This window comes from Nocardia nepalensis, assembly GCF_048910785.1.
GTDB lineage: Bacteria > Actinomycetota > Actinomycetes > Mycobacteriales > Mycobacteriaceae > Nocardia > Nocardia nepalensis.
This window is the reverse complement of sequence record NZ_JBKBET010000038.1, coordinates 537,872-551,684: the sequence shown is the minus strand read 5'-3', so window position 1 is coordinate 551,684 and position 13,813 is coordinate 537,872. Positions and strand designations below refer to the sequence as shown.

Annotated in this window: 7 protein-coding genes and 1 tRNA gene; 3 read left to right on the top strand and 5 right to left on the bottom strand. The window is 66.6% G+C overall.

The window, feature by feature from the left end:
* Positions 1-171: 171 nt before the first annotated feature.
* The 3 genes from ACHQ4I_RS37115 to ACHQ4I_RS37105 are packed head-to-tail and all read left to right on the top strand — an operon-like array spanning position 172 to position 5,082.
* Positions 172-3,048: a tetratricopeptide repeat protein gene (locus ACHQ4I_RS37115; protein WP_420776551.1), complete on the top strand. Its 2,877-nt coding sequence runs from the start codon at positions 172-174 to the stop codon at positions 3,046-3,048.
* Between the two features lie 56 nt (positions 3,049-3,104).
* Positions 3,105-3,563: a Fur family transcriptional regulator gene (locus ACHQ4I_RS37110; RefSeq protein ID WP_420776550.1), complete on the top strand. Its 459-nt coding sequence runs from the start codon at positions 3,105-3,107 to the stop codon at positions 3,561-3,563.
* Positions 3,564-3,621: 58 nt separating this feature from the next.
* Positions 3,622-5,082 (top strand): catalase, encoded by a 1,461-nt coding sequence (locus ACHQ4I_RS37105; protein WP_420776549.1) that lies wholly within the window; start codon positions 3,622-3,624, stop codon positions 5,080-5,082.
* Between the two features lie 614 nt (positions 5,083-5,696).
* Here ACHQ4I_RS37105 and ACHQ4I_RS37100 read toward each other — a convergent pair.
* The 5 genes from ACHQ4I_RS37100 to ACHQ4I_RS37080 all read right to left on the bottom strand — a co-directional run bounded on the left by ACHQ4I_RS37100 (position 5,697) and on the right by ACHQ4I_RS37080 (position 13,776).
* The gene (locus tag ACHQ4I_RS37100) at positions 5,697-6,935 is read right to left on the bottom strand and encodes an FAD-dependent monooxygenase (RefSeq protein ID WP_420776548.1); all 1,239 of its coding nucleotides are present in this window, start codon (positions 6,933-6,935) and stop codon (positions 5,697-5,699) included.
* A 105-nt stretch (positions 6,936-7,040) separates the two neighbouring features.
* Complete coding sequence (atzF, locus tag ACHQ4I_RS37095) at positions 7,041-8,774, bottom strand: allophanate hydrolase (protein ID WP_420776547.1); 1,734 nt, start codon at positions 8,772-8,774, stop codon at positions 7,041-7,043.
* Positions 8,771-12,448, bottom strand: coding sequence for an urea carboxylase (uca, locus tag ACHQ4I_RS37090; RefSeq protein WP_420776546.1), 3,678 nt, complete (start codon positions 12,446-12,448; stop codon positions 8,771-8,773). Before uca ends, atzF begins: the two co-directional genes overlap by 4 nt.
* A gap of 10 nt (positions 12,449-12,458) precedes the next feature.
* Positions 12,459-13,166, bottom strand: a complete 708-nt coding sequence (locus tag ACHQ4I_RS37085; RefSeq protein ID WP_420776545.1) for a GntR family transcriptional regulator — start codon at positions 13,164-13,166, stop codon at positions 12,459-12,461.
* A gap of 536 nt (positions 13,167-13,702) precedes the next feature.
* A tRNA-Pro gene (locus ACHQ4I_RS37080) sits at positions 13,703-13,776 on the bottom strand.
* Positions 13,777-13,813: the final 37 nt, after the last annotated feature.

Here is a 13,813-nt window from a genome sequence, read left to right as displayed (position 1 = left end):
ACCTGCGCATTTCTTCGGCCTCGAGTGCGCCCTTGACCAGGTAAAACACCGCTGGTACCCAGGAAATATCGCAATGTTGGCCCGAATTTCCGGCGCAGGGGCCAGGTTCGCCCGCGGGCGGTGCGTTCGAGTCATCGCGCCGGGGGGAATTTCGGCCGGAGGTAATTCGCGATGCGAGATGGCAACGGGTTCGGCGCGGACGATCGCCGCGCGCTACGGGAACAACTGATAGCACTCGGCCTGACCGATAAGCAGCTGCTCGAACCGATGGCCATCGAGTTGCGCCAGCGCCGCTGTCGTGCGCGCACGGCGTGGCGGCTCGCCAACGATTTCACCCAGGCGGCGGTCGCCGACCGGTACAACGAGATCGTCGGCGACCAAGCGGCCATGCGGGCGAGCCGGATCTCCGAATACGAGGCCTGGCCGAGCGGCAGAGAAGGTCCCGGCACCCGCAGGCCCGCCGGGGTCCGCCCGACCATGGCGGTGCTGAAACACCTCGCGACGATTTACGGAACAACCTGGGATCAGTTGGTGGATGCGGCGGATCTCGAATATCTGCCCGCCGGCGAAAAACGCGAGCTGTGCCAAGCATGGGCCAAGCGTTCGAATGGACGATCGGGGGTCGCCGCCAGCGGCGAATTGCCCACCGAGGTCCCGTATTTCACCGGCCGCGACATTCCGAAGGGCGAATTGCACGAACGCGTCGTCGGGCATGTGCAGGGCCGGGTCTCCCCGGTGCATGTCATCGACGGTCCGCCGGGGGTCGGCAAAACGGTGCTGGCCAGATATGCGGTGGCGGCCTTCGCCAGGCACTATCCGGACGGCACGATCTGGATCGATATGCACGGCCACACGGTGGATTGCGAACCCCGCGAACCCGCCGATGTGCTCGAACGGCTGCTGCTGGAACTCGGCGTGCCACCGGAGTCGATCGAGGCGGATCCGGCCCTGCGTGCGGACCAGTGGCGAGTCGCGATGAGTCAGCGGCGGATGTTGCTCGTCTTCGACAATGTCCTCGACAGCGAGCAGGTGAAATCGCTACTGCCGCTGGCCGATCGCTGCTTCGTCCTGATCACCAGCCGAGCCAGACTGACCGGCCTGGCCGGATCTTCGCCGCTGCACCTCGGCGTCATGGCGCCGCAGGAGGCCGAGGAACTGCTCGTCGAACTAGCCGACCTGCCGCCGGACTACGACGCGGACGCGGTGCGCCAGATACTGGAAACCACCGGCGGTCTGCCGCTGGCAATACGGCTCATCGCCGGGCAGATCGCCCATCATGGCGAGGATCTACTCGCCGATACCGCGAACGAGTTCGCCGACAATGCCGCTCGGCTCAGGCAATCGCCCGCCGACTACATCCTCGGCGAATCGGCGGCCGAGGGCATTCTCGATCGGTTCACCACCGAGGGAGAATCGCTGCTGGCCGCCTACGAAGGTTCCTACCAGCGCATGCGTGATCCGGTGCAGCGCAGGGCGTTGCGGCTGCTCGGGTGGAATCCGGGATCGGAGATCACCGCCGACACCATAACCATGCTGGCCGCAGTGCCGAACAATCAGGCAAAAGCCCTGCTGCGCAAGCTTTTCGAGGCGGGCTTTCTGGACTATTCGCGCACCGGCCGCACCGGTGGCCGTCGCTATCGGCTGCACGATCTGACCAGGCTGTTCGCGAGAGTTCATGCCGAACAGGAAGATTCGCCATCGGACCACGCCGCCGCCATCGCGCGCTTGGTCGCGGGCAATTTGGCGACTGCCCGCCGGATGCGCAGGCCGGAACTGTTGGGTCCCGGCACTCGGCACGCACACCCGAAGGATATGTACGCCTCCGCCGAATTCGCGCAGGCGGACGGGTGGCTCATCGTGGAACGGGAAAACCTGCTCGCCATCCTCGACGCCGCGAGCCCGACCGCCGAAACCGCGGAATTGGCACGACTTCTCGCACCCGCGCTGTGGGGCCTGGGCTGGTGGTCGGACGCCCATCGGCTCTACGACCGCGCGCTACAGGCCGCGCGGCACATCGGCGATCAGGGCGCCGAAGCGTACGCGCTGCTGGAGCTGGGGCGGATCGATCAGATCGGCGGCTTCTACGGGGCGGCCCGCACCGGATTCCGGCTGGCCCGCCGGATCGCGGTGGCGGTCGGCGATCCGCGGTGTCAGACCGAGGCGCTGTGCGAACTCGGCCAAACCGCCTGGCTCATCGGCGATCACGGTGACGCCGAACGTTTCTACACCAAGGCACTGCGGATGGCCTGCGAAATCGACTATCCACCGGCCGAATGCGATGCCCGCAATGGGCTCGGCCACGTCGAACGGCTGGCCTGCAAATACGAGGCCGCCACCGAACATTTCAAGAAGTCATGGGCCATCGCCTTCGGTGTCGGCGACCGCGCCCGCGCGGCATCGGCGCTGTGGGGACACGCCGAAGTCGTGCGGCGGCTCGGCGATAACGCCACCGCCCGGCAGAACTACACCGACGCGCTGCGCACCGCCCGCCAGATCAACCATCCGAAGATCGAGGGCGATGCCCTGCGTGGCCTCGGTCATATCGCCCGGCTGGCCGAGGATTGGGACGCCGCACGCCGCTACTACGAGGACGCACTCGAGATCGCCTGCCATATCCGCGACCGGCACGGCGAGGTCTGGTCGCTGTGGGGACTCGGGCACGTCGAGCGCAACGCGGGCGAGTTCGACGGTGCGCGCCAGCGGTTTTCCGACGCGTACGACATCGCGATAGAGATCAATCTCGCGCTCGCCCAGGAGGAGATCCTGCGCGGGATCGGGCATCTGGAACGGCAGTTGGGGAACTACGACGCGGCGCGCCGCCGCTACCTCGAGTCGTTGTGCGAAGCGGACCGGATCAACAACTGCCACGGCCGCGCCGATGTGCTGCGCAGTCTCGGCCATGTCGCCGCCGATACCGGTTGCCAATCGGAAGCCTGCGCCGCGCTGGCGCAGGCCTGCGGCATCTACGAGAGCATCGGTGTCCCGCTCGCGTATCGCGTACGTGCGGAAATGCGCGAGATCGGCTGTCCGGTGACGCCCGGTCCCTAGCCGACTCGCAGGCCCTTTTCTTGACTAATTCCAGAAAAGGGATAACTATCGGTTCCATGCACACCAACGTCACCGATCCGCGGACCCAGTTGCGCGCGGCCGGCCTGCGGGTGACCGCACCGCGGGTCGCGGTGCTGAACGCGGTCGCGGCCCGGCCGCATTCGGACGCCGATCGAGTGGCCGCCACCGTCCGGGAAGCCCTGGGTTCGGTGTCCACGCAGGCCGTCTATGACGTGCTCCGGACCTGCGTGCGCGCCGGAATCCTGCGGCGCATCGAACCAGCCGGTTCGGCCGCGCTCTACGAGACCCGGGCCGGGGACAACCATCACCATCTGGTGTGCCGAAGCTGCGGCACGGTCGTGGATATCGACTGTGTCGTGGGCAGCGCCCCCTGTCTGGAACCCGAGGACGCCAACGGGTTCGTCATCGACGAGGCAGAGGTCGTCTTCTGGGGCCGGTGCCCGACCTGCCGTGTGAGCGAAGCGACCCCACCGGGCCGCTCGCCCGAGCGGTAATCCACCCGACAACCCGGGGCAACCCCGGAATGTTGCTCTCGAGCGAAGGAGGCTGCAAATGACCAAGCCGACGACCACCAATGCCGGAACGCCGGTCCAGAGCGATAACGAGTCGCTCACCGCGGGCGCCCAGGGCCCGATCCTGCTGCACGATCACTACCTGATCGAGAAGCTCGCCCAGTTCAACCGCGAGCGGGTGCCGGAGCGCATCGTGCACGCCAAGGGCGCGGGCGCATTCGGTGAGCTGGTGGTGACCAACGATATCAGCCGCTACACCAAGGCCGGGCTGTTCCAGCCGGGTGCGCGCACCGAATCGCTGGTCCGGTTCTCCACCGTCGCCGGCGAGCAGGGCAGCCCCGACACCTGGCGTGACCCACGGGGTTTCGCGGTGAAGTTCTACACCGAGGACGGCAACTACGACCTCGTCGGCAACAACACTCCGGTCTTCTTCATCAAGGATCCGATCAAGTTTCCCGACTTCATCCGTTCACAGAAGCGCCTGCCCGGCAGCGGACTTCGCGATAACAACATGCAGTGGGACTTCTGGACCCTGCGCCCGGAGACCGCCCACCAGGTGACCTGGCTGATGGGTGACCGGGGCATCCCGAAGACCTACCGGCACATGAACGGCTACGGCTCGCACACCTACCAGTGGATCAATGCCGCCGGTGCGCGCTTCTGGGTGAAGTACCACTTCAAGACCGATCAGGGCATCGACTACCTGACCCAGGCCGAGGCCGATCGCCTCGCCGGTGCCGACGGCGACTACCACCGCCGCGACCTCTACGAGGCGATCGAGCGCGGTGAGTTCCCGAGCTGGACGCTGTACGTGCAGGTGATGCCGGTCGCCGAGGCCGATGGCTACCGCTTCAACCCGTTCGACCTGACCAAGGTGTGGTCGCACCGGGACTACCCGCTGATCGAGGTCGGCAAGTGGACGCTGAACCGCAACCCGGGCAACTACTTCGTCGATATCGAGCAGGCCGCCTTCGAGCCATCGAATGTCGTTCCGGGCATTGGCTTCTCGCCGGACAAGATGCTGCTCGGCCGGGTATTCGCCTACTCGGACGCGCACCGCTACCGCATCGGCACCAACTACGCGCAGCTGCCGCCGAACCGAGCCAAAGCCGCGCAGGTGAACTCCTACTCCAAGGAGGGTGCGATGCGTTACGACTACAACGACGCGAATGTGCCTGTGTACGCGCCGAATTCGTTCGGCGGCCCGCATGCCGATCCGCAGCAGGCGCCCGATGGCGGCATCTGGGAGTTCGACCCGACCATCGTGCGCGCGGGGTATATCGCGCACGCCGAAGACGGCGACTTCACCCAGGCGGGCACGCTGGTGCGTGAGGTCCTCGACGACGATCAGCGGGATCGCCTGGTGGACAACATCGTCGGGCATGTGCTCGGCGGTGTGCGGGAGCCGGTGCTCTCACGTGTCTTCGAGTACTGGAAGAACGTGGACTCCGACCTCGGCAAGCGCGTCGAGGAAGGCGTCCGCGCCGGACTCGAGGGCTGATAGCTCCGGTCCGAAAACAGCTCCGCCTCTGACCTTTTCGGTCGGAGGCGGAGCTGTTTCGCTGTGCGGGGTCAGGATTCGTGGCTTCGGAACTACAACAGGCCCCACCAATAAAGCAGGGTGGCCAACACCCAGACAACCAAGGTCTCCATCGCCGCTCCAATCTCCTTCGCACCCTCACTCCCCATCATCCGCCGATTCGCGCCAACATGCTGCAAACTATTTGGTATCCGGCGGAAATAACGCCTCTACCTGCGGTTTTTCTCCTGCAAGGTCTTCTTAAGTGCCCAACAAGCCCGCAGCGGCATTGTTTGTATCAACACGCCAGGCGGAAATAAGCCACCACCGGGGGTGGGGAACCGGGCTCGACCTGTTCACGAGGGGTAACAGGTCGCGTCACGGGGGTAGCGCCAGCCGGGTCGGTCCACGAGGGGTGACCGGCCCGGCTGGCGCTTTTATCGGGGGCAACCACTTCGGATGGCTCTTCCCGGAGCTGACCGGCGAACTCGCCGCTGCCGAAGGTAACCATTCGGTGCGCGCCGACGATCCCATCCACAGGTATGGGCCGGGCCGGTTCACGAGGGGTGACCGGCCCGGCCGGGCCTAGAGGCGGCTCAGCCGACGGTCTGGACCGAGTAGTCGGGCAGGTTGTAGCTTTCGGTCTTGGTGAGCATCTTCATCACCAACGGCTTCATGACCTTGGTCGTCATCAGCTTGCTGACGAACAGACCCGCGCGAATGCCGAACCGGGACTTCGGCGTCATCGAGCGCAGGCCGCCCGGCGGCAGCTCCTGCGCGGTGGCGACAAACGGCCGCAGCACCTCTTCGTAGCGGGCCAGCGCCTGCACGGGATCGGTTGCGTGCGTGGCGATTTCACCGGCCAGGACATATGCGCCGACCAGGGCCATCGCGGTGCCCTGCCCGGTCAGTGGCGAACCGCAGTAGCCCGCGTCGCCGAGCAGCACCACCCGGCCCTCGGACCAATTCGGGACGTCGATGCGAGCGAGCTCGTCGAAGTAGAAGTCGTCCGCATCGGCCATGGCGTCGCGGACGGTGCTCGCGATCGTGCCGCCGTCGGCCAGCCGCTCGCGGATGAGCTGCTGCTGTGCCGCGATATCGCGGCGCAATGCCGGATTCGCGGCGTCGCGAATCACCACGAGCGCCTTGCAGGTGGACGGATCGGCATCCGGGCGCAGTCCGACACCGGTCGCGCCGACCAGCGAATTCATCGCGATCCAGTGCGGTTCCGCGTAGTCGGGTGTGGGCAGGGTGAAGAAGGACATGTAGCCGCCGAGATAGGTGGAGAACTGCTCCTCCGGTCCGAATACCAGGCGTCGGGTCGCGGAATGCAGTCCGTCGGCACCGATCACGATGTCGAACCGCTCGGTACCGCCGGAGGCGAAGGTGACGTCCGCGCCCGCGTCGTCCTGGCTGATCTCGGTGACCCATTCGCCGTAGCGGTAGTCCACGCCGCCCGCCTCGTCGAGCAGGTCCAGCAGCACCTGATTCAGATCGCCGCGGGTGATCTCGATCTCGGCGACGGTCCCTTTCCCCTCGAAGACCTCGGCGGCCATGCGCAGCAGCTCCTTGCCCTCGCTGTCCACGAAAACCATGCCGCGCTCATCCAATTGGGACTTGCGGATCCCCGGCATCAGCCCCATCCGCTCCGCCACCTCGACGCTCGGCCCGCGCAGATCGACCGCCTGCCCGCCCGGGCGCGGCGCGGCCGCACGCTCGACCACGGTGGCCCGGATCCCGGCCCGAAGCAGCTGCAGGGCAACGGCATTGCCGCCGATCCCGCCGCCGCACACGAGGATCCGCGGCTGGCTGGTGGCGGAGTGGTTGGTGCTCATGGTCTGTTCCTCACTGACTCGAATGTCTTGCACATATGTCTAACAGACGAGTTGCACGCTCGTCTAGTACAAATGTGTAAGACGCTCGTTTGGTGAGGTGGCGGGCTAGTTCTGGCTCTGCAGGTAGGCCTTCCAGCCGCCGAACGAGGTGATGTCGGTGGCGGCGCGGGCGGCGTCGTAAGTGCAGCCGAAGCCGATGACCGCGCGTCCGTCGGATAGTTCGATGCTGGTCAGCGCCATCGGTGCGGGCAGTGCGGCAAGGAAGCGGCCTAGGCCCGCCGCCGAAACCTGGAACAGTTCGCCCAGGATCGGCGCGCCGAGTCCGGGACCGTGGCGGACCAGTCCCGGCTTCGGGGGTGTGGTGTCGAGTGCGGTCAGGCGGTAGGCGTCGGTGGTGCGGATCGCCCCGGTGAATCGCGCGCCGATTTCCTCCAGTTGCCAGTGCAGTGGCTGACCGCGCAGGTGTGCGCCGAAAACGGCAAGCTCCATACCGCTTTCGATCAGGGTCGGTGCGGAGTCGTTGCCGAGGACGCGGGCGGCGATATCGATGGCGACCTGATCGGCGAAGGCGGGTGTCACGATCATTACCCCGAACGGCGCTCCGGTCGCGGTGGGCAGGCCGGGAACGGCCACCGCCACCATATCGAGCAGATTGCAGAAGTTCGTGTAGGTCCCCATTCGGCGGTTGATATCGACCGGATCCGCCTGTACCGCAGCGATACTCGGATGTTCCGTGGTGGTCGGCAGCAGCAGCCCGGCGAATCCCCGCAAGGTCACCGCCGCCGCGGCTTTGGCTTGGGCCAGCGCGTCCAGATCGGCCGCGAATCCGGGACCGGTCTTGGCTCGCGCGGCGTTGATGATCGCGGCCACGGTCGGATCGGCGCTCGTGGGTGCGGTATCGAGGAATGCGCCGACGGCCGCGTAGCGTTCCGCGACGATAGCGCCGTCGTACAGGAGCAGTGCGGCATCGAGCAACCCGGAGATGTCCACCTCTTCGGTTGTCATACCGGCGTCTGTGACCGCGGATACGGTGCGGGCGAACGCATCTCGGTACGGCTCACTCAGTGCGGCCAAGTCCTCGGCGCGGGGAATCGCGAGCCGAGGGGCCTGCGGTGCGGCGAGCATCACGTCGGCGGGCCAAGCGCGGCTGCGCGGATCGCGCGCATCAGGTCCGGCCATTACCGCGGCGGCCGCGACCGCGCGATCGAGGTCGGCGGCGAAGACCGTCACGGCGTCGTAGTCCGCACACGCCGGGACCACACCGTGCGCCGGAATGATGCCCAAGGTGGCCTTGATGCCGATGATTCCGTGCAGTGCGGCCGGCACGCGGCCGGAACCCGCTGTGTCGGTACCGATTCCGATATCCGCGATGCCCAATGCCACCGCGACCGCCGACCCGGAACTGGACCCGCCGGAGATCAGCTCCGGATCATGGGCATGGCGGACCGCGCCGTACGGGGTGCGGGTCCCGACCAGTCCGGTCGCGAACTGATCCAGGTTGGTCTTGCCGAGCACCACCGCACCCGCCGCGATCAGGCGCTCGACGGCGGCGGCGGTGACCTCGGCGGTGTAGGCGAATTCGGGACAGGCCGCGGTGGTCGGCAATCCGGCGACATCGATATTGTCCTTCACCGCGACCAATACCCCTGCCAGCGGCAAGGATTCACCGTCGGCGACCCGCTGCTCCACGGCCGCGGCATCGGCGGCCACATCGCCCTCGCCGCGCAGGGTAATCCACACCTCTGGCCGATCGACCTCCGCGATCCGTCGATAAGCGGCGGCGACCCGTGCGGTGGGCGTGCCATGGATGTCGGTATTGCCTAGGACGCCTGAGGTCATTCGTCGGCTCCGATCACTGCTAGCGGGGTTCCCGGTTCTACTTTGGCGCCGGGGACGGCCAGCACCTTCAGTACCGTGCCGGTGCCCGGGCTGTGCACCGGCAGTTCCAGTTTCATCGCTTCCAGAATGGCCACCGGATCGCCCGCGCCGAGCCGCTGTCCCACCTCGATCTCCACCCGCCAGACATTGCCGATCATCGGCGCGGTGACCACGGTCGCATCCGGCGGTAACCCGGCGAGCACGTCGACAGCTGGTTCCGGCACGCTCTCGACGGCCGCGCTCTGTTCGAATTCCCCTGCGGCGCGCCAGGCCTGTTTCTCGGCCTCGAAGGCGATGGCCTGTTTGGTCTCGAATTCCGCTATGGCTGCCGCATTTTCGGTGAGCATTCGCAGATGGTCGGCGAGTGCGAAGGTGCCCTCGCTGACCTCGGCGTCGAAGCGTCCCGCCGCGGCCGCCGCACGCTGGTCGAGCAACTGCTCGGCGGTCACCGGTTCCCAGACGATCCGGTCGAAGAATCGGAACAGCCACGGCGTGCCCGGTTCGAACGGCGCGGATTGCCGGTAACTGGACCAGATCGGCACCGTCCGCCCGATCAGCTGATAGCCGCCCGGTGACGCCATGCCGTACACACAGAGGTACTTGCCGCCGATGCCGACGGCATCCGATGGCGTCCAGGTGCGCGCCGGGTTGTATTTGGTGGTGACCAGCCGATGTCGCGGATCGAGCGGAACCGCGAGCGGCGCACCGAGATAGACGTCGCCGAGGCCGAGCACCAAGTATTCGGCGTCGAAGACGGCGGCACGGACATCATCGACACTGTCGAGTCCATTGATGCGGCGGATGAATTCGGTATTCGACGGCAGCCACGGTGCGGTATCGCGGACACCGCTGCGGTAGCGATCGATCGCCTCGGCAATGGACGGATCGTCGAACGACAGCGGCAGCCGGATGGTGCGGCTCGGCACCACGAGATCATGGGTGGCGGGCAACTCCGACTCGAGCTCGGTCAGCGTGCCGAGCAGCCGATACTGCGGCAGCACATCGGGATCGAAGTGGATGTGCAGCGAACGGACGCCCGGCGTCACATCGATGATGCCCGGCAGTCCGGTGCCCGCCAGCGCCTCGGCGAGCGCGTGCACCCGCATGCGCAGCCCGAGATCCAGCACCATCTCGCCGTATTCGACCAGGATATTGTCATCGCCGCCGCGCAGATAGGCGACCGCAGGGCGATCCCCGCCCGCCGCCACGATGCCGAGGATGCCGCGATCGTCTACGCCGACGGGTGTGCCGGTGAGCAGACTCCGCGCAGCGGTGAGATCTATTGTGGTGCCGGGGATGTCGGCGCGCGAGCGCGCTGCATTCGAACGGCGCAGCGCGGTGGCCTGGTCGTCGTCGACGGGTACGAACTGCACGGTGTCACCGGGACGCAGCTGGCCGAGCTTCCAGCGGTGCGCCGAAACCACGGTCAGCGGACAGGCGAAGCCGCCGAGGCTCGGCCCATCCGGACCCAACAGGATCGGGGTATCGCCGGAGACGTTCAATGTCCCGACGCTGTACGGATTGTCGTGCAGGTTCGACGGATGCAGTCCGGCATCGCCGCCGTCGGTGCGCGACCAGGTCGGCTTCGGGCCCTCGAGGCGGATGCCCGTGCGATTCGCGTGGCTGCCGACCTTCCAAGGGTGCGAATAGAACTGGTCCATATCCGCATCGGTGAAATAGGCGGGTGCGGTCTGCGGGCCGACACCGACGGCCAGTCGCCAGACATGGGTGAATTCTGGTCGCTCGTCGATCGGCACCGCGCGTGGTTCATCGAGTTCGGGCCGATTCGTGACGATCCCCAGAACATCTCCCGCCACAACGGCTTTGCCGGTGCTGCCACCGAAACCGCCGAGGGTGAAGGTGGCGGCACTGCCGTGATAGAGCGGCGCGTCGATGCCGCCACGCACCGCGAGGTAGGTGCGCAATCCCGCGTCGGCCGGCGCCCCGATGTCGAGCATCGATCCGGCCGGGACCGTCACCGGCTCCCACATGGGAACCGGTTGGCCATCCACCGTGACCGGCGTCCGCGCGCCCGTCACGCACACCACGGTGGCATCGCTGAATCGCAGCTGCGGACCCTGCAGCGTGCATTCCAGCGCTGGCACGCCCGAGGGGTTGCCGACGGCGGCATTGGCCAGGGTGAACGACAGATCGTCCATCGGACCGGACGGTGGAATTCCAACCTGCCACAAGCCGATTCGGCCGGGATGATCCTGAATCGTGGTCATCGTGCCACCGCGCAGCACATCGATGCGATGCCCCGCGGGCCGGATATCGGCCAGCGTGGTCGTGACATGATCCGCGCCGAGCACCACGGCATCGGCGCTCGCGGCACGCAACTGAGCGAGATTCGTTTGGACCCCATAGATCCGGGTCGCGGCCAGTGCGTCGCGCAATTCCGCGAAGGCGGCATCGCGGGAGGCCCCCGACGCGATCACCTTGGCGAGCAACGGGTCGTAGTACGGACTGACCTCGGTCCCCGTCGCGACCCAGGTGTCGACCCGAACCCCGGGCGCGGATCGGGCAATGCGATCCGGGAACGTCGCCGCGGTGATCAACCCGGCACTCGGCCGGTAATCCTGCCCCGGATCCTCGGCGTAGACCCGCGCCTCGACGGCCCAGCCGGTGATCGCCGGTCCGGTCTCGGGCAGTTCGTCCACCATCGAGGTGTCCCCGCCCGCCAGCCGCAGCATCCACTCGACCAGATCGACCCCGGTCACCGCCTCGGTGACTGGATGCTCGACCTGTAGCCGGGTATTCATCTCCAGGAACGAGGCCGCACCGCGCTCGACGTCGTAGACGAATTCGACCGTGCCCGCCGATCGGTACCCGACCGACCGGGCCAACTCCCGCGAAGCGCCGAGCAACTGCTCCGACAGACCCGACGGGAGCCCGGGCGCCGGCGCTTCCTCCAACACCTTCTGATTGCGCCGTTGCAGCGAACAATCCCGGGTGCCCAGACTGACCACCCGTCCGCGACCGTCGCCGAACAGCTGCACCTCGATATGCCTGGCCCGCGCCACGAACCGTTCCAGGAAGACGCCGGTCGAGGAGAAGTTCGTCGCGGCCAGCCGCTGCACACGCAGATACGCCGAGCGCAACTCATCGGCATTGCCGCAGGCCTGCATGCCGATACCGCCGCCGCCCCCGACCGCCTTGAGCATCACCGGATAGCCGATGCGTTCGGCCTCCGCGATCGCGTGTTCGGCCGATTCGAGCAATCCGCTGCCCGGAATCAGCGGCACTCCAACAGATTTCGCGGTTTCTCGGGCGGTGTGCTTATCACCGAATACGCGCAGGTGCTCCGGTGTAGGTCCGACGAATGCGATACCGGCTTCGGCCACGCCGGTGGCGAAATCCGCATTCTCCGAGAGGAATCCGTATCCGGGATGAATCGCGCCCGCGCCGGTCGACAACGCCGCGTCGATCACCCGGTCGGCGCGCAGATAGGACTCTGCGGCCGGACTGGGGCCCAGATGCACTGCTACATCGGCGATTTCGACGTGTGCGGCACCCGCGTCGGCGTCGGAGTAGACGGCGACGGTCTTCAGCCCCAAAGCGCGGGCGGTCCTGATGACCCGGCAGGCGATCTCGCCGCGATTGGCGACCAGGACGGTATCGAACTCGAGTGTCACCGGAATCTCCCTATTCAGTTGCCAAGGACATCGCGGCGATGGCCCGCGTGACCCGATCGAGGACGACATCGAGCGATTCGCCGATATGGGTGTGCAGCAGGCGGTAGGCGAGCGGAAGATCCCGCGCCAGTACGGCATCCAGAATTCCCAGATGCTCGGCGATGGTGGTCTCGATCCGGTTGTTGACCATGAAGTCGTACATCCGCACATGCCGGATCCGCGAGTTCACCGCCTTCAACGAGCGCACCAACTCGGCATTGCCCGCCGCCGTCAGCAGGGTGACGTGGAATTCCTCGTCCCGGACCACGAAACCGGGCTCCTGCTCGGGCGGATCCGCTCGTAGGGCCAGCCACGCCTCTCGCTCGGCCGCCAACAGCGCGTGATCGTGCACCACCGCCGGGTTATCGATAACGCGCTGAATTCCGCTGAGCTCCAGGGTGATTCGCAGCTCATAGAGATCCCGGATCAACGGAATGCTGGGCCGCACCGGAGTGAACCCGTACTCCTCGCGCTGCAACAGCCCGTCCGAGCACAGCATCGTCAGCGCCTCCCGGATCGGCGTCCGGGAGATCCCGAACCGAGTCGATAACTTGGGCTCGGTCAGGCGCTGGCCGAACCTGATATCCCCATTCATCAACTCGCCGCGCAAGGTCGTATAAACCACGTCCCGCAGCGGTCGTCCGGCCGCATCCGCCAGTGTGGTCACCCGTGTCGACATGGGTGTATACGCTATGGACCTCGCGTTTCGTCGAGATGACCACAAGTTAGCAAGCGGTAAGAGTCTGCTCACCGCCCATAACGGACATCGGGGGACATATCGGGAACCACCGCGCTTGCATTCGGTCCGTCCTCGGCGCGCCTCCTTCCGGAACTTCTCACCAGCGGTGCACAGTGGCGTGGAGCAGACAGCAACACCTGGCAACGCCGCCGCGCTATCGCACGACACATCGCCGCAGCAGGCTGGAGATCAGCCCCGGCGCCGGGTCGATGCCCGTACTCCAGGCACACCGCCCGTCTACCGCCGCCGGTCGGTGGCGATCCGCCCCCGGCGTCGGGTGCACCTACGAGAAGTCTCGGGAGGTAATGATGGATGCGTTCGTGATCGTTGGCTTGCTCGCCTTGGTGTGCGGGCTACTAGCGGTCATCGCCTGCGCGGTATGGTGGCCGACCCCGTACCGCCGGGCCAACCAGCGCAAACAACTCCGCCCCCGGCCTGTGCGGGCCGGGGGCGGAACCGTTCGTCTCAACCACGAGTCGGGGTGACAGGATTTGAACCTGCGACCTCTTCGTCCCGAACGAAGCGCGCTACCAAGCTGCGCCACACCCCGTGAATCGAACCTGGAGTAGCTTACAACAGCTCAGGTC